21 protein-coding genes and 2 tRNA genes are annotated in these 21,178 nt (G+C 42.7%); 20 read left to right on the forward strand and 3 right to left on the reverse strand.

Annotated features, from left to right (window positions below; translation table 11 throughout):
- Positions 1-641 precede the first annotated feature (641 nt).
- A tRNA-Leu gene (locus V3C97_RS02430) sits at positions 642-725 on the reverse strand.
- Positions 726-967: 242 nt separating this feature from the next.
- Here V3C97_RS02430 and V3C97_RS02435 point away from each other — a divergent pair.
- The 9 genes from V3C97_RS02435 to lysA all read left to right on the forward strand — a co-directional run bounded on the left by V3C97_RS02435 (position 968) and on the right by lysA (position 10,132).
- Positions 968-1,645 carry an IS607 family transposase gene (locus tag V3C97_RS02435; protein ID WP_317294578.1) on the forward strand — a complete coding sequence of 226 codons (678 nt, stop codon included), beginning with the start codon at positions 968-970 and terminating at the stop codon, positions 1,643-1,645.
- Complete coding sequence (locus V3C97_RS02440; RefSeq protein WP_338434383.1) at positions 1,584-2,738, forward strand: transposase; 1,155 nt, start codon at positions 1,584-1,586, stop codon at positions 2,736-2,738. Before V3C97_RS02435 ends, V3C97_RS02440 begins: the two co-directional genes overlap by 62 nt.
- Before the next feature lie 219 nt (positions 2,739-2,957).
- On the forward strand, positions 2,958-4,745 hold the full coding sequence (locus V3C97_RS02445) for a M3 family oligoendopeptidase (protein ID WP_317294579.1): 1,788 nt from the start codon (positions 2,958-2,960) through the stop codon (positions 4,743-4,745).
- Positions 4,746-4,842: 97 nt separating this feature from the next.
- The gene (locus V3C97_RS02450) at positions 4,843-5,289 is read left to right on the forward strand and encodes a universal stress protein (RefSeq protein WP_180849482.1); all 447 of its coding nucleotides are present in this window, start codon (positions 4,843-4,845) and stop codon (positions 5,287-5,289) included.
- A gap of 116 nt (positions 5,290-5,405) precedes the next feature.
- The gene (locus tag V3C97_RS02455) at positions 5,406-5,744 is read left to right on the forward strand and encodes a hypothetical protein (protein WP_009554924.1); all 339 of its coding nucleotides are present in this window, start codon (positions 5,406-5,408) and stop codon (positions 5,742-5,744) included.
- A 15-nt stretch (positions 5,745-5,759) separates the two neighbouring features.
- The gene (locus V3C97_RS02460) at positions 5,760-6,152 is read left to right on the forward strand and encodes a hypothetical protein (RefSeq protein WP_009554922.1); all 393 of its coding nucleotides are present in this window, start codon (positions 5,760-5,762) and stop codon (positions 6,150-6,152) included.
- A 28-nt stretch (positions 6,153-6,180) separates the two neighbouring features.
- Entirely contained in the window at positions 6,181-6,747 is a 567-nt protein-coding gene (locus tag V3C97_RS02465) for a TIGR00730 family Rossman fold protein (protein ID WP_317294580.1), read from the forward strand.
- Positions 6,748-6,858: 111 nt separating this feature from the next.
- Positions 6,859-8,289, forward strand: coding sequence for an APC family permease (locus V3C97_RS02470; RefSeq protein WP_338434384.1), 1,431 nt, complete (start codon positions 6,859-6,861; stop codon positions 8,287-8,289).
- 532 nt (positions 8,290-8,821) lie between these two features.
- Positions 8,822-10,132: a diaminopimelate decarboxylase gene (lysA, locus tag V3C97_RS02475; protein WP_009554917.1), complete on the forward strand. Its 1,311-nt coding sequence runs from the start codon at positions 8,822-8,824 to the stop codon at positions 10,130-10,132.
- Between the two features lie 180 nt (positions 10,133-10,312).
- Here lysA and V3C97_RS02480 read toward each other — a convergent pair whose 3' ends face one another.
- Positions 10,313-10,867 (reverse strand): nucleotidyltransferase family protein, encoded by a 555-nt coding sequence (locus V3C97_RS02480; RefSeq protein WP_338434385.1) that lies wholly within the window; start codon positions 10,865-10,867, stop codon positions 10,313-10,315.
- Positions 10,868-11,032: 165 nt separating this feature from the next.
- On the opposite strand from V3C97_RS02480, the gene V3C97_RS02485 reads away from it, so the two are divergent.
- Both V3C97_RS02485 and V3C97_RS02490 read left to right on the forward strand, forming a co-directional pair.
- Positions 11,033-12,223, forward strand: coding sequence for an acetate kinase (locus tag V3C97_RS02485; protein ID WP_338434386.1), 1,191 nt, complete (start codon positions 11,033-11,035; stop codon positions 12,221-12,223).
- Between the two features lie 115 nt (positions 12,224-12,338).
- Positions 12,339-12,533 carry a hypothetical protein gene (locus V3C97_RS02490; RefSeq protein WP_009554911.1) on the forward strand — a complete coding sequence of 65 codons (195 nt, stop codon included), beginning with the start codon at positions 12,339-12,341 and terminating at the stop codon, positions 12,531-12,533.
- A gap of 69 nt (positions 12,534-12,602) precedes the next feature.
- Here V3C97_RS02490 and V3C97_RS02495 read toward each other — a convergent pair whose 3' ends face one another.
- Entirely contained in the window at positions 12,603-13,340 is a 738-nt protein-coding gene (locus V3C97_RS02495) for a deoxynucleoside kinase (RefSeq protein WP_027826184.1), read from the reverse strand.
- Positions 13,341-13,509: 169 nt separating this feature from the next.
- Between V3C97_RS02495 and purB the strand changes: the two genes are divergently transcribed.
- The 9 genes from purB (at position 13,510) to V3C97_RS02540 (ending at position 21,164) form a co-directional block, all read left to right on the forward strand.
- Entirely contained in the window at positions 13,510-14,805 is a 1,296-nt protein-coding gene (gene purB / locus V3C97_RS02500) for an adenylosuccinate lyase (protein ID WP_338434387.1), read from the forward strand.
- A 153-nt stretch (positions 14,806-14,958) separates the two neighbouring features.
- Positions 14,959-15,168: a DUF2187 domain-containing protein gene (locus tag V3C97_RS02505; protein ID WP_009554905.1), complete on the forward strand. Its 210-nt coding sequence runs from the start codon at positions 14,959-14,961 to the stop codon at positions 15,166-15,168.
- Positions 15,169-15,213: 45 nt separating this feature from the next.
- Positions 15,214-15,284: transfer RNA gene (locus V3C97_RS02510), tRNA-Gly, on the forward strand.
- 223 nt (positions 15,285-15,507) lie between these two features.
- A complete protein-coding gene (gene argS / locus V3C97_RS02515; protein WP_180849486.1) occupies positions 15,508-17,199 on the forward strand; it encodes an arginine--tRNA ligase in 1,692 nt (563 codons plus the stop codon).
- 232 nt (positions 17,200-17,431) lie between these two features.
- Complete coding sequence (locus V3C97_RS02520) at positions 17,432-18,757, forward strand: MATE family efflux transporter (protein WP_338434388.1); 1,326 nt, start codon at positions 17,432-17,434, stop codon at positions 18,755-18,757.
- A gap of 151 nt (positions 18,758-18,908) precedes the next feature.
- Positions 18,909-19,388 carry a ribosome maturation factor RimP gene (gene rimP, locus V3C97_RS02525; protein WP_009554899.1) on the forward strand — a complete coding sequence of 160 codons (480 nt, stop codon included), beginning with the start codon at positions 18,909-18,911 and terminating at the stop codon, positions 19,386-19,388.
- A gap of 20 nt (positions 19,389-19,408) precedes the next feature.
- Positions 19,409-20,545 carry a transcription termination factor NusA gene (gene nusA / locus V3C97_RS02530; protein ID WP_009554897.1) on the forward strand — a complete coding sequence of 379 codons (1,137 nt, stop codon included), beginning with the start codon at positions 19,409-19,411 and terminating at the stop codon, positions 20,543-20,545.
- Positions 20,546-20,566: 21 nt separating this feature from the next.
- Positions 20,567-20,866 (forward strand): RNase P modulator RnpM, encoded by a 300-nt coding sequence (gene rnpM / locus V3C97_RS02535; protein WP_009554895.1) that lies wholly within the window; start codon positions 20,567-20,569, stop codon positions 20,864-20,866.
- The gene (locus V3C97_RS02540) at positions 20,856-21,164 is read left to right on the forward strand and encodes a L7Ae/L30e/S12e/Gadd45 family ribosomal protein (RefSeq protein WP_009554893.1); all 309 of its coding nucleotides are present in this window, start codon (positions 20,856-20,858) and stop codon (positions 21,162-21,164) included. Before rnpM ends, V3C97_RS02540 begins: the two co-directional genes overlap by 11 nt.
- The last annotated feature ends 14 nt before the right edge of the window (positions 21,165-21,178 follow it).

Consider the following 21,178-nt stretch of genomic DNA (forward strand, 5'->3'; position numbering starts at 1 on the left):
AGGCACGAATAAAATAATTACACACCCATGAAACATGGAAGGTACCTCCTTCCCGCACGAGTCCAAGATAGTGTTTCTTGGCTTAAAGTGTGCTTCCTTGTTGTAACATGGACAACTACGTGCTAAAATGAGTTTAATAAAATAATTACACCAGTGTGCACGTTCGGAGTAGTGACCCGGACAACCAGCTGGCATAGGGCCTCTTAACCGAGGCTCTTTTTTATTCGTCTATAATTGCAATGTGATTACAGATATAAATGAAAATGTATAGAGTATCATAGCTCTTTATACCAGTCCTAGCTCAGGACTGGTATTTTTTATATCTCAGACAATAAAAAAACCGCCTATAAAGACGGTGCTTTTAAACATTCGTATTGATAGCCGGTTGTATTTTTTTGCAACAGTTTATCAAAAAACTAGTGTTTTTCAGTGTTAAGTGAAAAATAAAAACGCCGGTATGACGGGCTTTTTAACACCCACCAACACCGGCAAAAACGTAAATTATGTCGCAAAAAGATGATACCAGGACAACAATTTAGACAACAAAACAACAAAAATATCTTTTTTAATACGTTATAAAACAAAAGAACGTTGATAAATCAACGTTCCTGCTTTCTAATTCGTTATAATTTTTAACAAAATGCCCTCGGCAGGAGTCGAACCTGTACTGGGAAATCCCAACAGCGACCTGAACGCTGCGCGTCTGCCAATTCCGCCACGAGGGCAACAAATAACTTACCTGATATAGTATACAAAACCAGTTAGGCTTTGTCCAATCTTTTTTAGATTTTTCCCATAGGGTAAGATAGGAAACCATTGTGCCTTTGTTTGCGTTTGCAATATGGTAACATTATAATGAGATAAATTTAATATTTTAAGGAGGAGATAACAGTTAACCAAAATATAGAATAATGTACATTAAAACGGTATAATATCATAGAGAAATATAAAATGTGGAGATGATATTATGCCAATATTAAAGCCAAAAGATATGGCAGAGAAACTTGGTATAACGGTCAGAACCTTACAAAAATGGGATAACCAAGGGATTCTAAAAGCATATCGTACACCTACCAATCGAAGATACTACACAGAAGAACAATACTTACAATACATCGGTAAGCCTTTAGACAGTGAACAGGTTCGAAAAAATGTAGCTTATGCTCGAGTTTCGACCTACGGTCAAAAAGATGATTTGGCTGATCAAATTGCATTTATTCGCCAGTTTGCGAATGCCAAAGGGGTTATTATTGACGAAGCAATCACTGATATTGGGAGTGGGCTGAACTATAACCGGAAAAAATGGAACCAATTGCTTGATGAGGTAATGCAAAACAAGGTCGCAACGATCTACATTACCTATAAAGACCGTTTTATTCGGTTTGGGTATGAATGGTTTGAGCACTTATGTCAAAAGCATGGTACTGAAATTGTAGTCCTTAATAATCCTGACACCAGTCCTGATAAAGAATTGGTGGACGACTTAGTAAATATCATTCATGTGTTTTCATGTCGCCTGTATGGGCTACGAAAATATAAAAAGAAGTTGCAGGATGATAGTTCTTTGAAGGGTGGAAATAAGTATGCTGCGCACGCAAAAGGTAAAACTATATCCGAATCGAACGATGAAAAAGGTGCTCGATGACTTGTGTGATTATCGGCGCTATTGCTGGAACCAAGGCTTAGCGCTTTGGAATGATATGTATGACGCTGCAGTGATTCTTAATGATAAAAAGCAGCACCCTAGTGAACGCAAGGTACGTGACGAATTAGTTGCTGACAAAGCTGACTGGCAGTACCAACTATCAGCGCGGTGTTTACAGTTAGCTATTTCTGACCTTGGTAAGGCTTGGAAAAATTTCTTGAACAAAGCTCAGACAGATTGGGGCAAGCCCCGTTTCAAGTCCAAAAAGGCACCCCGTCAGGGGTTTAAGACTGATCGTGCTAAGTTGGTCAATGGGCGGTTACGTTTGGATAGGCCACATGGCGTTAAAGAAAAATGGTCTGATATTAAACTTAGTGGCGCCAAAGATTTGACCGGCAAGCTAAGGGTTGTGTCTATCTATCGGGAAAACGGACAGTATTGGGCTAGTTTCCCCCTAGAAGTCACAATACCTTCAAAGCCAAAAACCGGCGCAAAAACAGCGGTCGATGTGAATGTTGGTCATCTTAATTACACTGATGGTAAAATCAGAACCCTTCCCTGTCAGCTCCAAAAAATCTACAAACGAATTAAGCACTATCAACGGCAACTAGCCCACAAGCGCAAGATTAACGGAGATCGGGCAACCCAGAGTATTAATTACGTTAAGACGAGAGCCAAGTTACAGCGTGATTATCACCGGGTTACCAATATTCAACACGATTTGGTCCAAAAATTTACAACTAAACTAGTAAACAATTACGACCAAGTAGTGATTGAAGACCTAGCCGTTAAAAAAATGCAGATGACGCATGTGGCTTCTAAAGGGCTTCATCGATCATTGTTTGGTTATTTCCGCCAGGTTTTGACCTACAAGTGTGATTGGTATGAGAGAGAATTAGTCGTTGCCGACCGGTTCTACCCCAGCACACAACGCTGTTCGGTATGCGGTCATATCAAACAAGGTGATGATAAGGTTACCTTAGCTGGTAATAAGAAGTGCCACACCAAGCATGAAGAATATATTTGTTATGAATGTGGTGCGGTTATGGATCGTGATGAAAATGCGGTTGCCAATCTTTTGGCGTTAATTTAAGAAAATTTATGAGCCGGGCTAACGGCTCGGAGAGTGATCCAAAGCTCTCCTTCAGTACTATCAGAGGCAGTCAATGTCGCTTCCTTCTTGTTAAGGTTGTGGGGATACTGTTGGTGACGGTAGTGAATAAAATTAGGAAAGGAAAAACTATATTTCTTTCTCACAATATAAAAGTTATTAACTTCTATATTGTTCTACATTTTATATAGCAGAAAAGATATGAAATATGCACTTAATTGGGACTTAGATTCCATCTTTGCCGGGGGAAGCAATTCACCAGCGTTACAAGCAGAACTGCAACATTTGCAAACACAGATCCACCAGTATCACCAGGCGGTTGTAGCCTTTACCCCTAATACAAATACGGAAGAAGCAGATCTCAAAGCTTTATTAGCTTTGGCAGAGGAGATTGAGAAAAACTTCGCTGAGTGTGGAGCCTTTATCGAAGCTTTGAATTCAGCTGACATCCACGATCAAAAAGCCAAGTTATTAACCGGACAATTATATAGTCAAATGCCCGCCTGGCAACTGGCGCAAACGGGATTGAAGAAGAAATTTGCCAGTTATACCGCGACTGCATGGCACGCTTTGATGCAAGATTTTGCCCCGGTCGCTTTCCGGTTAAGTGAGATGCGCCGTGACGGCCAAGAATTACTCGATGAAAATGCCGAAAATATCATCAATACTTTGAACCTGGACGGGCAAAGCGCCTGGAGCCAGCATTATGACACAATCGTTGCTGGGATTCAGATTCCATTCCAAGATCAACAGTTATCTGCTGGGCAGGCTTTCAACATGATGATGGCGAGTCCGGACGCTAAGGTACGCCAAGAATTATTTGCTAAATGGGAACAAGCCTGGAGTGCGCAGGCAGCAGTTTTTGCCGACACATTGAATCACCTTGACGGCTTCCGACTGAATAATTATCGTCTCCACGGGGTGGATGATTTCATGAAAGAACCGCTCGAATATAACCGTATCGACCAGGAAACGCTCACTGCTATGTGGGACACAGTTGCCCGCAATAAGCAACCATTAGTGGATTTCTTGACTAGAAAAGCACAACTTTTTGGTAAAGAAAAAATGGAGTGGCAAGACCAAGATGCCCCAGTGCTCCTAGGGAATTTCAAAGAACGCCGGTATACTTTTGATGAAGCTGCTGACTTTATCGTTGCTAATTTCAACAAATTCTCGCCTAAGATGGCGACTTTGGCCCAGCGAGCATTTGATAATGCTTGGATTGAAGCAGAGGATCGTCCCGGAAAGCGGCCAGGAGGCTACTGCACCAGCTTGCCTAAGCTACAAGAATCACGGATCTTCATGACTTATGGTGAGTCGGTCAACGAAGTTGCCACCCTGGCACACGAATTAGGCCATGCTTTCCACAGTGATGTGATGTGGGATCTTCCTAGTTTGAATCAAGACTATGCAATGAATGTGGCTGAAACAGCTAGCACCTTTGCGGAGTTGATCGTGGCTGATGCTACTTTGCGGGAAGCACAAACTGATGAAGAACGGATCAACCTTTTAGATGTTAAGATTCAAAATGCCGTAGCAATGTTTATGAATATTCATGCGCGGTTCATCTTTGAGCAAAACTTCTATGCTGCCCGTCAAAAAGGACTAGTCGCTGCTGATGACATCACGCGGATGATGGTGGAAGCCCAACAAGAAGCTTATGCCAATGGCTTAGCAACGTACCACCCACATTTCTGGGCTGCTAAGTTACACTTCTTCATTGATGATGTTCCTTTCTATAACTTCCCATATACTTTTGGCTACCTCTTTAGTTTAGGGATTTATGCCCGCGCACAGCAACACGGTCCAGGATTTGAAGACCAATACATCGCCTTGTTGCGGGATACTGCCAGCATGACTACCGAAGATCTGGCTCAAAAGCACTTAGGAGTGGATCTTCACCAAGCTGATTTTTGGCAAGCTGGCATCGACATGGTTCTGCATGATATCCAGACTTTCATGCAATTAACAGAAAAGTACGTACAATAAGCTCGGGCACCTAAATTAATTTGGAATAGATTAAATTTCAGCAGGGAATTATGATAAAATATAACTAAAGAATGGACTCTAGATAGGAGTGATTTGGTTGGAACAACAATATAAAAATATTCTGGTACCAGTTGATGGGTCAGAAATTGCTGAGAAAGCATTAGAAACAGCGATCGAAATTGCCAAGCGGAACGAAGCACATTTGGATATCTTAAATGTTATCGAATTGAAGCAGTTCTCTGTTAGCTATGCCGGAATGGTTGATACAAATGGTGATGTTGTTTACCAAACATTTGAAGATGTTGAAAACTATCTTGAAGAATTAAAAGAAGAGGTTATTAAGCGGGGCCAAAAAGACGTGAGTGTTCATGTACGCTTTGGGTCGCCACGGACAGTTATTGCCCAGGAATTCCCTAATGATCATCATACTGACATGATTGTCATGGGACCAACGGGCTTAAACCCTGTTGAACGGGTCTTAGTCGGGGCCGTTACTGACTATGTAACCCGGGTGGCCGCTTGTGATGTGATGATTGCCCGTTAAGAGGTATTTATTCTTTGCAAGGATCAAGCGGGAGCATTACCATTTTGGATAAGATATAAAGAAGTTGAGCTATTCAGCTTCTTTTTAATTTAAGCCAGAAAGGCAGGAACAAAAGAATGACTTTTCAGACAGTGTTGGTAGTCTGTTTGTGGATGACAATCCTGACTTTAATCGTTTTTAATGCATGGTTACGGCAGGAAATCAAGCGGGAACAGCGTAAAATTGATATGTTTAAGTCCCACCGGGTCAGTAAAAAGATTGAGCAGAAGTTACACCGTCATGCTTATGAGATCAAGCGTTGGCGGACTTTAAGCCGGATCTTGGCTTTAGTTACCCTGGTAGCATTGGTGGTAATGGGGACAGCAGAGGGGAGTTACTTTATGATGCTATATCTGTTTTCCCTGACAATCGCTCATACCAACCAGTTATCATTAGCACGCTTTTTTGCTAAATAATGCAGGAGGAACATCATGATTAAGCGTTACGGGCGTTCTTTGCTCCACGCAGCCTTACCAGTAGTGATTTTGTTGGCGTTAGTCAACTTGCTTGATACTGCCGCATACCGGTATGTGCTGAATTATTTCATAATGAGTAATTATCTATTCTTTTTTCCATTTAATGAAGAGCAAAACTGGCAACAAGAGCAGGCAACAGTAACTTCACATCAGGAAACCCTGCGGCGGGCGCGCGAAGAATACCAGTTGGAAATGGACTCCGACTCTGAACCTATGACCCGAAGTCGAGCGGAAGCCCAGGAGCGGAGTATCGTTTTGAGCGACTTATTTATTCAGTTGGCACGCAATGCCTTGCTGGTAATTGTGGCCCCGATTGTCTTTTTGTATCATTATCTAGGTAAGAATTAATTGTATTAGCATAGAGAGGAATCGAATCGTGAAAAAAATTTGTGTATTCTGTGGGTCTAATTCCGGTGACGATCAGCAATATCAGGAGCAAGTCCAGCGTTTAGCCCAGTACCTGAAAACCAGTGCTGCCAGCTTGGTTTACGGGGGTGGTCGTCTGGGAATGATGGGCGAGATTTTTGCGGCTGTGCGGGCGCAAGGTTGTCCTATTATCGGAATTGTGCCTGAAATCTTACGCAAGGAGGCGGTGACTGCTGCTTCAGGCGTAACTTTAGAATATGTTAGTGATATGTCGGCGCGAAAAAAGCGGATGTTGGAGTTGGCAGATGCGTTTGTGATCTTGCCAGGAGGTTTAGGTACAATGGAAGAATTCTTCCAAGTTTATTCCTGGAACCAACTCGGGATCAACCGCAAGCCGATTGTTGTGACTAATATTGATGGTTACTATGACCAGTTACTTGCTTTCTTGCAGGATGTCGTCGACCACGGTTTCATGCCCCAGGCGAACCTAGATAGTTTGATCGTTACCCAAGATGTGGCCAAGGGCTTAAAAGAAGCGGAAAATTACCGTTATCAAAAAGTAAACAAGTGGAAATGATTTTAGATTAACAAGTTCTCATTTGAAAAATGAAACTTGTTATTTATTTTTAATCAGATATAATTATAGAAATGTACGATAAAAAACGAAGATAACTATTAGGAGGAATATATGCATAAGATATGGAAGAGGTTTACCCTCAAAGAAGATCCGAGTGTATATCAAGACAAAGACTCCCACTTGATGCAAGTTCTTACGGTCAAAGATTTCTTGGCCTTAGGGGTAGGAACGATTGTTTCGACATCAATTTTTACTTTACCAGGGGTGGTAGCAGCCCGCTATGCGGGACCAGCCGTAGCAATTTCAGAAATTTTGGCGGCGGTTGTTGCTGGTTTTGTTGCTCTAGCCTATGCTGAAATGGCGTCAGCGATGCCATTTGCCGGTTCAGCATATTCGTGGATCAGTGTGATTTTTGGCGAAGGTTTCGGGTGGATTGCTGGTTGGTCACTGTTGGCTGAGTATTTTATTGCGGTAGCCTTTGTGGCATCTGGCTTATCGGCCAACTTTCGCGGGTTGATTCAGCCGCTCTTTAGTCTTCCACCGCAACTATCCAATGCCTTTGGGGTTAAAGGCGGGATGTTTGACTTGGTGGCTGCATTGGTAATCATTATGATTGCTTATCTGTTATCACGGGGTGTTTCTGAAGCGGCCCGAATCCAAAATATCTTAGTGGTTTTAAAAGTAATTGCTATTTTTATTTTTATTCTCGTAGGGATCACAGCCTTACACCCAGAAAACTACTTACCGTTTATTCCTGCTGCCAAAGCTAACCCTGATGGGACAGTCTTTGGGGGATGGCGTGGTATTTATGCCGGGGTTTCATCTATTTTCCTGTCATATATTGGGTTTGACTCGATTGCAGCCAATTCAGCAGAAGCCAAAGACCCGGCTAAGACAATGCCCCGGGGGATCATCGGGTCACTGATTATCGCAGTTGCTTTGTTCGTATCGGTTTCCCTGGTTTTAGTGGGAATGTTCAAATATACTAACTATGCGAATAATGCTGAACCAGTAGGCTGGGCCCTACGGACTGCTGGTCACCCAATTGTTGCGACAGTTGTACAAACTATCGCTATTGTGGGGATGTTCACGGCGCTAAATGGGATGATGATGGCTGGTTCTCGTTTGTTATATTCATTTGGCCGTGACGGGATGTTGCCCCAGTGGTTAGGTAAATTGAGTAAAAATAAGCAACCCTTGAACGCTTTAACAGTCCTGACGATCATCGGCGTTGTCTTAGGGGCTGTTTCACCATTTGAATTCCTGTCACAGTTAGTTTCAGCAGGGACCTTGGTGGCCTTTATGTTTGTTTCAATTGGGATCTATGCTTTGCGGCCCCGTGAAGGTAAGGATATTCCAGAACCAGGCTTTAAGGTGCCGTTCTATCCGGTATTACCATTTGTAGGCTTTTTAGGGGCGTTGATCGTGTTCTTAGGTTTAGACATTGATGCAAAGATTTACATTGGTGTATGGTTTATTATCGGATTGGTCATGTATTTCACGTATGGGGCCAAGCACTCAGCGCTAAATGATAGAAAATAATTTAACTTAAATTGAGGCTAGGAGAAAATTCTGTTTTCTCGTTAGTCTCATTTTTTTAATTTGCAAAGAGCCCACAAATAGCATGGGAAATATCGCAAATTTGAGAGCAAAGAACGAACGACTTGCTGCGAAGATGAATTCTTATTCACGTTTTTATTGTAAGTAGTAAAGGCTAAAAAAGCTTGATATAGTAAGGGTTTGTACCCAAGAAACAAAACCAGAGCGATATTTTATGAGATTTTGGGTTGATTTCTCATTTTATTTTAGTTATAGTATAAACATCTTAACGAGGAGGTTAGAACGATGCAAACAAGATTAGCTATGACAAACACACAAGCTAAACGTTTCGTAGGTAAATCAGCTAAACCAATGCAGCTGGATATATCTACGCTTTTTGTGTTGCATCGCCTAAACTTAAGTTAGGAACTGCTCAAAGATAAAATACAAAAATCATTAAAAGATATATTTAGCTGTATTCTTAGAATTTTCTTAGGATACAGCTTTTTTTATGCAAAAAGAGAGGGTGAAGATAATGACGAATAGACTTGATTTGGTAGACACAAACGCAGCTGGACATATTGCCATTGGTGGGGTGGATGCACTCAAATTGACACAACAGTACGGTACGCCACTGATCGCATATGATACTGGTGCTATCCGGCGGCAGATTCGAAGCTTCCAACGGGTCTTTGAAGATTTAAATATTGCTCACCGGGTTGTTTATGCCAGCAAGGCTTTTTCGTCATTGGCAATGTATCAGCTTGCAGCTGAGAGCAATATTGGCTGTGATGTTGTATCAGGTGGTGAACTGTATGCTGCCCTAAAGGGTGGAATGCGTCCTGAGATGATTGAGTTCCACGGGAACAATAAGCTTCCTCATGAATTGGAATATGCAGTGGATGCACAAATTGGTTGTATTGTAGTTGATAACTTCCAGGAGTTACATACTCTACAAGCTATTTTGGCTGACCGCCAACAAACAATGCGGGTTATGTTACGAGTTGCCCCAGGAATCTTAGCTGAAACCCACGAATACATCTCAACTGGGCAAGAAAAGTCCAAGTTTGGTTTTGATATTCGCAGTGGGCAAGCTGCCCGCGCTCTCCAAGAGATGTTGGCTGATGACCATTTAGATGTAATTGGGGTTCATTGTCACATTGGTTCTCAAATTTTTGATGTACAAGGTTTTATTGGAGCAGCCAAGAAGATGGCCCTGTTATTACGTGATTGGAACCAGGAATTTGGCTTTGACGCCCAAGTGTTGAATTTGGGTGGCGGCTTTGGGATCAAGTACACTGGTGAAGATGATCCACTACCAGCCGAAGAGTTTGTAAAGACAATCATCGAAGTGGTGGAATACAAGGTTAACAAGTATCATCTGCAAATGCCGGCAATTTGGGTTGAACCAGGCCGAGCCCTAGTAGGGGATGCAGCTACTACCCTGTATACAATTGGTTCTAGCAAGCATGTAGCCGGGGTCTGCGACTATATTTCTGTTGATGGTGGGATGGGGGATAATATCCGTCCAGCCCTCTACCATGCAAAGTATGAAGCTTTACTGGCCGACCGGCCTCATGCAGAAAATACGCAGGTCGCAACCGTTGTGGGCAAGTACTGTGAATCAGGGGACATCCTAGTTGAAGATTGTCCTTTGCCTCCAACGCATCCAGGAGATGTGTTGGCAGTGCCAGCTACTGGTGCATATGGATATACGATGGCAAGCAACTATAACCGCAATCCTCGTCCAGCAGTCGTCTTTTGTGAAAATGGTGAGTCACGTTTGGTGATTAGACGGGAAACGTACGCGGATATGTTACGGTGCGAAGTAGGGATCGCTCAATAATTATATGGAAATATCTAGCTCGGAGTAACCATTGTTAGTGCCATTATGTAGTGTGACATACGGTAAATGGCGGACAAGTGTGGGCATCTTTCCTTATGTTTAGGCAAAGAAATTGTTCGTCAAAAAAGAGGCGGGAAAATTTCCCCGCCTCTTTTAAATTTACATATTTAAATAGTTATTTTATCCAATAGTCAAGTCAGGCCACCGTTCTTGCCAGTGGTTGAAATGCAACCGACGTTGGTATTTAGGATGTTGCTCCGTTCCCACAGCAAAAGCCGGGGTCGGGGCCACCCGTAAAGCAAAAGCATCCTCCAACCCGTAAGGAGCAATCACGGTGAGCTCACCGCCAGGTAAAAGCTGAATTCCCACCGCACTGCATTTTTCTGGTTGGGCCGCTACTGCTTCAGAGATACTTAATTGATTGGGCGCTAGAGCGGCATGTTCCGGCAGACCGAGGTTAGTCAATTCCCAGAAATACTGGGAGTGATTTTGGCTTAGCTGGGCTTGGGTAGTCAGGAAATCTTCATAAGATTCACTGATGTTACGGTAATAAACCGTGATTTTATCCCATAGCACAGATGATGGCTGCTTGGTTATAGCATTCCAGATTAAGTTACGGATTGGATCGCCAACGATAGTTGCTTCCCGTAGGTGTTGCTGCCGGAGAATGGTAATGACATTCAACAGGTGGTGGTCGTTTTTGACCAACGTGAGTAGGCGTTCTTCGAGATTCATGATCTTCTTCCTCTCCAAAATTACTGCTATTAATTGTAACTTTTTTATAGGAGAAATACCAGAATAGACAATAATCTAACTATGCTATTGATAATAGATGAAAATCGCAGGGCAATTTGGTATAGTTGAGGGGTATCAATTTTAGGTTCAATGGAGGTTAGTGAATTGAGTAAAATTCTAGCTATTAATTCGGGTAGTTCAAGTTTAAAGTTCAAACTTTTTGAAATGCCAGCTGAACGAATTGTGGCATCAGGATTGATTGAAAGAATAGGTATCAGCGCGCCCCAGGTTACGATTAAGAATGCTGATGGTCAGGCGATGTTCCAACAGACTGAAGATATCCCAGATCACAAACGGGCAGTTGAGTTGCTCCTGGACCTACTCTTGCGGTTAAAAATCGTTACTAGTTATGATGAAATTGCTGGTGTTGGTCACCGGGTTGTAGCCGGCGGCGAATATTTCGATCATTCCGTAATTGTTACTGATGATGTAAAAAAGAAGATTGCAGAGTTAAAAGAATTTGCCCCGTTGCACAATCCTGCTAACTTGATGGGAATTGAGGCATTTGAGCGGGCATTGCCCCATGCAGTTGCGGTGGCATGTTTTGACACAGCTTTCCACCGGACGCTACCAGAAACTAACTATGTATATAGTGTCCCTTATGAATGGTATGAAAAGTATGGAGTGCGCCGGTTTGGGGCCCATGGCTTAAGCCACAAGTATGTTGTGGGAGAAGCTGCTAAGTTGATGAAGAAGCCATTGGCTGATCTTAAGTTGATTAGCTGTCACCTGGGGTCAGGCGCTTCGATCTGTGCTGTGAAAAATGGTAAGTCCTATGATACTTCAATGGGCTTTTCACCTCTGAGTGGGATTACGATGCAAACCCGGTCTGGGGACGTAGATGTGTCCTTGGTTGCCTATATGCGCGAAAAACTTGGGGTTAGCATGGATGAAATGATCTACCTGCTCAATAACAAGTCCGGCTTGCTAGGAATCTCTGGTTTCTCGCCAGATATGCGTGACTTGTTAGCCCAAATGGACACCAACCACCGGGCTAAATTGGCAGTGGATATCTTCGTCAAAAATGTTGTCAAGTTCATCGGACAGTATGTAGCTGAAGTTGGTGGGATCGACGGTCTGATTTTCACGGCGGGGATCGGCGAAGCATCTGGTCCAATCAAGCGGAGAATCATGAAGCGGTTAGCTTTTATGGGGATCACGATTGCTGAGGATAAACTGGATGTTACCGGTCAGGACGTGATTATTTCTGGACCTGATTCTAAGGTAACAGTTATGACTATTCCAACTAATGAAGAATTAGTCATTGCCCGCGATGTGATGGACTACTTAGCATAAAATTAAGGCAGGGACTAGGAAGTTTGCACTGATGTGAACTACAATAGTTGCCTGCTTTTTTAGTGGAGAAATGCTATAATTATAATGTCAGGAATGCATAAAATGAGGTGTACCGATGAGTAATACAAAAGAGATCCAAGCCGATTATCAGGCGTATCGGAAGGAACTTGATAAGTACACTGAATTATGTGCCCAAACACCGGCCAATTCAACTGCTTATCAAGTTTACAAGCATAAGAAAGAAGAAGCATGGAAAAATTGTGACCGTCTGGAGGTTGTCCTGCAGGCGATCGCTGTGGCCGAGGATTGATTAAAGATAATGCTAAAACAAGAGTCCCCAACCAGGAGCTTAATGCTAGGTTGGGGACTCTTTTAATTATTATTTGGTGGTTAGGGATCGTTGCTGCTTTAATTGGGCGAAGCGGTCAGGTTTGAGCTTACCCAAGTTGACCAACTCTTGTTCAATCAGATTCAAAACGGTATTACGATCGTTAGGATTCTCCACAAAATCGTACCGGTCACCATCAATAATCAGTAGGGGCGAGAGGTCGTAGGCTTTTTCCCAAGCGTCATAGTAACGGAGAAGACGCTTGTAGTAAGCAACCAAGCCAGGATCAGTCGATAATTGTTCGTAGGTGCGGCCTCTTTTTTGAATTCGTTTAATCATTGTAGTATAGGAAACTTTGATCAGGATCATCAAGTCCGGTGACTTGTCTTGCTTGATATGCTTTAATTCATTGAGCATTTCTGCAAGCAATTCCTGGTAGATCTGATATTCCAATGCGGTGGCATTGCCAAGGTCGGTATTCATCTTCATAAACATTGCATCCTCGTAGATGGAACGATCGAGGATATTGTTTTCTCCTTGTGCAGCCTGTTTCATCATCTGAAAGCGCCGGTTCAAGAAGAATGTCTGCAACAGGTAAGTATAAGGGTTTGTGGCGTCTTTATCGCCAGCAGCCCGTTTTTTATTGGCAATCTCATTTCCTTTGTAAAAAAGCGGTAAGACTGGGTTATCAGCCACCGGTTCAAAGAATGGCTTTGTCCCTAGTTCAGTAGCAAGTAGGTTAGTGAGGGTCGACTTACCTGACCCGATCACACCAGCAATGGTTATCAAACTTAACAACTCCTTTTTATAGCACTTGCTATTGTACCCGTTTCGTAGGGGACATTCAACGGAGAAGACGGTAACCTGCGAGATGAGATAAACCTAACCAACTTTAGTATGATTTCATGATACAATGAAAATATTGAAAAATAATTCTTATTTAAAGAGGAGATTTGGAATGCTTTCAAGATATACTCGGCCAGAAATGGCGGCTATTTGGAGTGAACATAAGAAGTATGAATGTTGGTTAGCAGTAGAGTTGGCAGCCGATGAAGCATGGGCTGAACTCGGCCACATTCCTGCAGCTGATGTTGCCAAGCTCAAGCAAAATGCCAAGTTTGATGTCGACCGTATTGCTGAGATCGAAGCAATTACGCACCATGATGTGATTGCTTTTACCCGGAACCTGTCTGAATCATTAGGACCAGAAAAAAAGTGGGTTCATTACGGTTTAACGAGTACAGACGTAGTGGACACAGCGCAGGGCTATCGCTTAAAGCAGGCAAATGATATCTTACGTCAAGACCTGCAACAATTGGCTGATGTGATCGGTCAACGTGCACAAGAATTTAAGTATACGGTTTGCATGGGGCGGACCCATGGTGTCCATGCCGAACCAACAACTTTTGGGTTGAAGTTAGCCCGCTGGTATTCTGAAATGAAACGGAATATCGAACGCTTTGACCATGCAGCACGGGGAGTTGAAGCAGGTAAGATCTCTGGCGCAGTTGGTACGTTTGCTGAAGTGCCACCGTTTGTTGAAGAATATGTCTGCAATAAATTAGGGATCCGCCCCCAAGAAATTTCAACCCAAGTGTTGCCACGGGACTTACATGCCGAATATATCGCTGCACTGGCTTTGATTGCAACGAGTTTGGAAGAATTTGCAACCGAGATTCGGAGCTTGCAACGGACAGAAATTCATGAAGTTGAAGAGCACTTTGCCAAAGGACAAAAGGGTTCTTCAGCAATGCCACATAAGCGGAACCCGATTGGTTCGGAAAACATTTCAGGTTTGGCTCGCGTGTGCCGGGGACATATTGTTACTGCCTATGAAAATATTACTTTATGGCATGAACGTGACATCTCTCATTCATCGGCAGAGCGGATTATCTTACCGGATACTACATCCTTACTAGACTATATGCTGCACCGGTTTACCTGCATTATCAAAAACCTTGACGTTTTCCCAGAAACAATGAAGAAAAACATGGACAAGACGCTGGGCTTGATTTATAGTGGCCGGGTGCTTTTGAAGCTAGTCGAATCTGGTCTGAGTCGTGAAGAGGCTTACGATTTGATCCAGCCGTATACGGCACAATGTTGGGCTGAACAAGTGCCGTTTAGACCACTTTTAGAAGCCGATCCAACGGTGCAAAAGCAATTATCAAAAGCAGACTTAGATGATGCCTTTGATTATCACTGGCATTTACGCCATGTCGATGATATTTTCCGGCGGGTTGGTTTAGATTAAATAGGACAATTTGATAATTTTGTATAAAGGAGGTTGGTTTTGCCAGCCTCCTTTGCTATTTTTATTGGAGTTGGCTGTTGAAGTAAAAATATTACTTGCAAGTTGTTTTTCAATCTGTTAGTATTCAATCACGGAATTAAAAGGAGCATAGACATGGAAAAGAAGTTTGCAATTGGTGATACAGTAAAGTGTCAGAAATTTGCCTCTTTAAATCATGACTTCGAGGGAAAGATTCAAAAGATTTACGAAAACTCTGCTATGGTGGAGATTACCAACTATCATCAAGAAGATACGATTGCAGTTGGTGACTTTCATAACCGAGCTGTAGTTAGCTTGAAGAAAATGAAAAAAATTAGTGCATAAAGTGCTGACATTTAAAAAACTGTGTGGTATACTAAACCACGTTATGCGGGTATAGTTTAGTGGTAAAACGATAGCTTCCCAAGCTACTGTCGCGAGTTCGATTCTCGTTACCCGCTTATAAGCCGTCAGGTATTGATTCGATGATAGAAACTAGTAGGATATGAAACTCTTTAGCGAGTCTGGGTTGATGGGAGCCAGGTGAGGGCAGTATCTGAATCGCACTTCTTATGAATCACATCGTAAATAGTTGAGTGGACTTTTTATCAATTAGAGTGGTACCGCGGGAAATCTCGTCTCTTACATTTCAGATGTAAGAGATTTTTTATTTAGGAGGAAAAAATGGACTACAAACAAAAAATTGCTGATTTAATTGCTGCAGCTGTTGACAATCAATTAACTGCTGACCAAATTAGTGCCAAGATTGAAGTACCCAAGACTTTAGACTTAGGGGACTATGCCTTTCCAGCTTTCATGCTGGCTAAGATTTTGCGTAAGGCACCCCAAGCTATCGCCCAAGACTTAGTGGCTAAGTTACCGCAAGATGGTTTTGAAAAGATCGAAGCAGTGGGCCCATATATCAACTTCTTCTTAGATAAGCAAGCATACAGTCAAGAAATTTTACAGAACGTGTTGACTGCGGGCGCTCACTATGGGGATCAAAATCTCGGTGACCAGGGCAACGTTCCAATTGATATGTCATCACCTAACATTGCTAAACCAATGTCAATGGGACACTTGCGGTCAACTGTGATTGGAAATTCAATTGCTGAATTATTGAAAAAGACCAACTATAAGCCAATCAAGATTGACTACTTAGGTGACTGGGGAACTCAGTTTGGGAAACTGATCCAAGCCTACAAGATGTGGGGCAATGAGGCGGATGTCAAAAACGACCCAATCAATACGCTACTCAAGTATTATGTTCACTTCCACGAAGAAGCTGACAAGGATCCTGAACTAAATGATAAGGCACGGGCATGGTTCAAAAAGCTACAAGATGGTGACCAAGAAGCAACTGAACTTTGGCAATGGTTCCGGTCTGAATCCTTAAATTACTTTATGAAGATTTACAAGGAGTTAGGGGTAGAGTTTGACTCCTTTAATGGGGAATCCTTCTTTAACGACAAGATGGATGAAATTATTGAACTCTTACGAGAAAAGAACCTCTTAAAAGAAAGTCAAGGGGCACAAATTGTCGATTTAGATAAGTATGACCTCAACCCAGCTTTAATTTTACGGTCTGATGGGGGTACTTTGTACATCACGCGGGACCTAGCTGCTGCCTTGTACCGGTATCGGACATACAACTTCAAGCAATCATTATACGTAGTGGGGTCTGAACAAACGGGACACTTCCAACAGTTGAAAGCTGTTCTCAAGGAAATGGGCTACGACTGGAGCGATGACATCAAGCATATTCCATTCGGCTTGATCACTTCTGGTGGTAAGAAGTTATCCACCCGGAAGGGACGGGTAATCCTCCTTGAAAACGTCTTGAATGATGCGGTGGACTTGGCTTACAAGCAAATCGAAGCTAAGAACCCAGACTTGGCTAACAAGCAAGAAGTAGCGCATGACGTTGGGGTCGGAGCAGTAATCTTCCATGATTTGAAGAATGACCGGATGAACAACTTTGACTTTGACCTAGAAGAGGTTGTCCGTTTTGAAGGGGAAACAGGCCCATACGTTCAATACTCACACGCACGGGCAATGAGTATCCTGCGGAAAGCTAATATGGACATCCCAACGGATCAAGCATACGCCCTGGACGATCCAGAAGCATGGGAAACGCTACGGTTATTGGGTGACTTCCCAGCAACGGTTAAGCGGGCAGTTGAAGAATACGAACCATCTGTGATTGCGAAGTATGCTATTCACTTGGCCAAGGCTTTCAACAAGTACTATGCACATTCCCGGATCCTAACTGATGATGAACAAAAGGCATCCCGGTTGGCAATGGTTAAGAGTTTAACGATCGTTTTGAAGGAATCCTTGCGGCTATTAGGCGTCCAAGCACCAGACGAAATGTAATATTAGAAAATAAGAAAGAAACTGGAAAAACGCTGTGTTTTCCAGTTTTATTTTTTAGGGGAAGGAAGTTTTTCAAGTTGGCATATTATAAGATAAGTATGTGAAAATTACTTACGCACACAACTGAAATATGCTAGCGTAATAAGTGTTATACAAGAAACGATTAAAATACTTACCTCATGGACTACGGGTGGTAGGTTATTTTAATTCGTTTTTATTTTGGAGATGGAAAATGGAAGAATTATTTGTCAAAGCACCAGTCAAGAAAGTTTACTTTCAGTTAGCTCTCCCAGTGGTCTTGGGGATGTTGACAACGATGATTTATAGTTTGGCAGATACGATGTTTGTTGCTAAAACAGGTGATCCGAATCTAGTGGCAGGAATTACCATTGGGGCCCCGCTGTTTACCTTTTTATTAGCGGTTGCAGATATCTTTGGATTAGGTGGTAGTTCAGTTATCTCGCGCTTGTTTGGTGAGAAAAACTATACCTTAAGTCGGCGGGTAAGCAGTTTTAGCATTTATTGGGGAATACTCACTAGCATCGTGTTGACGGTGCTCCTTTTATGGTTTGAAAAACCAATCCTGTTGATCTTAGGGGCCAAAGCAACAACCTATCAGGATGCAGCCGCTTTTTATCGTGTTTTAGCTGTTGGAGCGTTTGCAGTTGTTTTTTCAGTCATTCCCCAAAATCTTATCCGAACTGAGGGGCTGGCTTTTCAAGCAATGCTAGCCAGCATGATAGGGACAATTTTGGCAATTATTTTAGATCCAATATTTCTCTTTGGTTTGAAGATGGGCGCTCTAGGAGTGGGGATTGCCAATGTTACCGGCTACCTGGTAACGGATCTTATCTTGGTCTATTTCATTTGGCAGCGGGCACAATATGTTAGCTTGGACCCCCGCTTAGCCTGCCTTGATGGACGAACGGTCAAAGAGGTTATTGCGATTGGGATTCCTAGTTCTATTACTAACTTTGCGCAGACCTTTGGGATGGCGCTTTTGAATTCATCGTTAGCTGTTTATGGAGCCCAGCAAGTGGCAGCAATGGGGATTACGCAAAAAATTTACGGAGTGGTCATCTTGGTGATTGTTGGCTTCACTTTTGGGGCGCAACCGCTGATTGGCTACAACTACGGGGCTAAGAATTGGTCACGTTTAAAAGAAATTTCACACTTTGATATGCTGGTTCAGATAGTTTATGCCATCATTGTTGGTGGAGTCTTGATTATTGCTGCACATCCGGTAACAGGACTGTTCATGAACCAACCAGAAATCGTAACAGCTGGGGCATACATGTTGCGGGCAACTCTGCTGACTACTCCTCTGGTAGGGTTGATCCTGGTTTATACAACAGTTTTTCAATCAATAGGGAATGCTTGGGCGGCTTTTGCAATGGCAGTTAGTCGACAAGGAATTATCTATTTCATTGCATTGGAAATATTGAAGATGACCAATGGGTATCACGGAATTGTTTGGGCCCAGGCTGTGGCAGACTTGATTACTTGTCTTTGTGGATATCTTATCTACCGGTATGTATTTCAGAATAAGGAACAATGATAGGGATGACATTGGAGCTCGTCCTTGAACACTAGACGTAAATATGCTATACTTTGTTTGTTAATTGTATAGCTCGTAAAAGAGTGAGCAGTATGCTCACTTTTTTTATTGGGTTTTTCTTTAAAAGGATGTAAAGGAGGTCTGTTAGCAAGTGAGTAACGTAGTTGAAGTAGTCACTGAAATGGTCAACCCAATTTTAGCGGAACACCATTTTGACTTGTTTGACATTGAGTTTGTTAAGGAAGGCAAGAGTTGGTACTTACGGGTTTACATTGATAAGCCGGGAGGAATCAACATTGAAGAATGTGCCCTAGTCAGTGATCAACTGAGCGAAAAACTTGATAATTGTGACCCTGATCCGATCCCCCAGGCATACTACCTTGAGGTGTCATCACCCGGGGCAGAACGCCCATTAAAGCGGGAACAGGATTATCAACAGGCACTAGCAAATCAAGAATATATCAATGTTTCCTTGTACCAGCAGATTGCTGGTAAGAAAGTTTATGAAGGTAACCTCATCGCATTAGATGATGAACACTTAGTGCTGGAATATATGGATAAGACACGCAAGAAAACAGTCGATATTCCCCGCAAACAGGTTGCCAAGGCGCGTTTAGCAATTAAGTTTTAAGAATAAGGAGTCAAAGAAGCATGAGTAAGGAATTACTAAATGCATTAGATACGCTGGAAAAAGAAAAAGGCGTTAAGAAAGAGATCGTCATTGAAGCAATGGAAGCAGCGTTAGTTTCTGCTTACAAGCGCAACTATGACCAGGCCCAAAACGTGGAAGTTGAGTTTGACCAAAACAAAGGTGACATGCACGTTTATGCGGTTAAGACAGTGGTTGAAGAAGCACTGGATCCATTGTTGGAAGTTAGTTTGAAGGATGCTTTGCAAAAAAACAAAGCTTACGAAATTGGCGATACGATCAAGTTTGAAGTCACCCCTAAGAATTTCGGGCGGATTGCTGCGCAAACTGCTAAGCAAGTAATCTTGCAACGGATGCGGGAAGCAGAACGAAGTGTTATCTATGATAAGTACATTCGCTACGAAGATGAAATCGTTACGGGTGAAGTTGAACGGAGTGACAGTCGGGGCAATATCTACGTAAATATTGGGACGATCGAAGCTTTGATGTCTAAGCGGGACCAAATTCCAACGGAAGAATATGAGGCCCACCAACGGATCAAAGTGTATGTTTACAAAGTTGAAAACGTAACACGGGGACCACAGGTTTTCGTAAGTCGGTCACATCCAGACCTGTTGAAGCGATTATTTGAAAATGAAGTTCCAGAACTGTACGATGGAACTGTCGAAATCGTTTCGATTGCCCGGGAAGCTGGCGATCGGGCCAAGATCGCAGTTCGTTCTAATGATGACAATATCGATCCAGTTGGTACTTGTGTAGGACCACGAGGCCAACGGGTGCAAACGATTGTCAATGAACTCCATGGGGAAAACATGGACATTGTTGAATGGAAAGAAGATCCAGCTGAGTTCATCTCCAATGCACTGAATCCAGCTGATGTCTTAGAAGTACGGTTCAATCCAGAAAACGACCGCGAATGTACAGTGGCTGTTCCTGATGACCAATTATCATTGGCTATCGGTAAGAAGGGACAAAACGTCCGCTTAGCTGCCCGGTTGACTGGCTTCAAGATTGATATTAAGTCTGAAAGTGAGATGCCTTCATACGAAGATTATCTTGCAGAAATTGCTGCAGCCAAGGAAGCTGCACTGGAACCAATTATTTTTTATCCGCAAAACGATGCTACGGACCAAGAATAATTACTAGAGGAGAAGTCTATTATGGTACAACGTAAAATTCCAATGCGTAAAGACATTGTGACCGGCGAGATGAAACCGAAAAAAGAATTAGTGCGAGTTGTCAAAAACAAGCAAAATGAAGTTAGCATCGACCCTACGGGGAAGAAAGCCGGACGCGGTGCTTACATCTTTTTAGATGTTGCTATCGCAAAGTTAGCCAAGAAAAAGAGAACTTTTGATAAGGCTTTTGGACTGAAAATTGCTGATGAATTCTATGATGAGTTAATTGCATATGTTGACCACCAGGTAGAACGTGCAAAGTTATTTGGCAATGAAAAATAAGCAACAAGTTTTGAATATGCTTGGACTTGCCCGGCGTGCACAAAAGCTGACAACGGGTGAGGACCGGGTTTTAGCAGCTATTCGTGGGCGTCAAACCGGACTGGTCTTTTTTGCTAGTGATGGTGGGGCGAGTTCGCGTAAGAAATTTACGGATAAGTGTCAATCGTACAATGTCTATTTGTGCACAGAGTTTACGCGTGCAGAGCTGAGTTACGCGATTGGCAGTTCACGGTCATTACTGGCTGTTATGGATCAAGGCTTTAGTACCAAAATGAAACAATTATTAACAACCTCCTAGGTTCAGACAGGATT

It is taken from the genome of Ligilactobacillus saerimneri (genome assembly GCF_036689625.1).
Taxonomy (GTDB): domain Bacteria; phylum Bacillota; class Bacilli; order Lactobacillales; family Lactobacillaceae; genus Ligilactobacillus; species Ligilactobacillus saerimneri.

What these genes read in the sequence shown, in the direction of transcription:
- rnpM (WP_009554895.1), top strand. Translation starts at nt 20,567, where the DNA reads ATGGTACAACGTAAAATTCCAATGCGTAAAGACATTGTGACCGGCGAG.
- V3C97_RS02490 (WP_009554911.1), top strand. Translation starts at nt 12,339, where the DNA reads ATGAGTAATACAAAAGAGATCCAAGCCGATTATCAGGCGTATCGGAAG.
- V3C97_RS02455 (WP_009554924.1), top strand. Translation starts at nt 5,406, where the DNA reads ATGACTTTTCAGACAGTGTTGGTAGTCTGTTTGTGGATGACAATCCTG.
- V3C97_RS02470 (WP_338434384.1), top strand. Translation starts at nt 6,859, where the DNA reads ATGCATAAGATATGGAAGAGGTTTACCCTCAAAGAAGATCCGAGTGTA.
- V3C97_RS02460 (WP_009554922.1), top strand. Translation starts at nt 5,760, where the DNA reads ATGATTAAGCGTTACGGGCGTTCTTTGCTCCACGCAGCCTTACCAGTA.
- nusA (WP_009554897.1), top strand. Translation starts at nt 19,409, where the DNA reads ATGAGTAAGGAATTACTAAATGCATTAGATACGCTGGAAAAAGAAAAA.
- purB (WP_338434387.1), top strand. Translation starts at nt 13,510, where the DNA reads ATGCTTTCAAGATATACTCGGCCAGAAATGGCGGCTATTTGGAGTGAA.
- V3C97_RS02440 (WP_338434383.1), top strand. Translation starts at nt 1,584, where the DNA reads ATGCTGCGCACGCAAAAGGTAAAACTATATCCGAATCGAACGATGAAA.
- V3C97_RS02520 (WP_338434388.1), top strand. Translation starts at nt 17,432, where the DNA reads ATGGAAGAATTATTTGTCAAAGCACCAGTCAAGAAAGTTTACTTTCAG.
- argS (WP_180849486.1), top strand. Translation starts at nt 15,508, where the DNA reads ATGGACTACAAACAAAAAATTGCTGATTTAATTGCTGCAGCTGTTGAC.
- lysA (WP_009554917.1), top strand. Translation starts at nt 8,822, where the DNA reads ATGACGAATAGACTTGATTTGGTAGACACAAACGCAGCTGGACATATT.
- V3C97_RS02445 (WP_317294579.1), top strand. Translation starts at nt 2,958, where the DNA reads ATGAAATATGCACTTAATTGGGACTTAGATTCCATCTTTGCCGGGGGA.
- V3C97_RS02505 (WP_009554905.1), top strand. Translation starts at nt 14,959, where the DNA reads ATGGAAAAGAAGTTTGCAATTGGTGATACAGTAAAGTGTCAGAAATTT.
- V3C97_RS02540 (WP_009554893.1), top strand. Translation starts at nt 20,856, where the DNA reads ATGAAAAATAAGCAACAAGTTTTGAATATGCTTGGACTTGCCCGGCGT.
- V3C97_RS02435 (WP_317294578.1), top strand. Translation starts at nt 968, where the DNA reads ATGCCAATATTAAAGCCAAAAGATATGGCAGAGAAACTTGGTATAACG.
- V3C97_RS02480 (WP_338434385.1), bottom strand. Translation starts at nt 10,867, where the DNA reads ATGAATCTCGAAGAACGCCTACTCACGTTGGTCAAAAACGACCACCAC.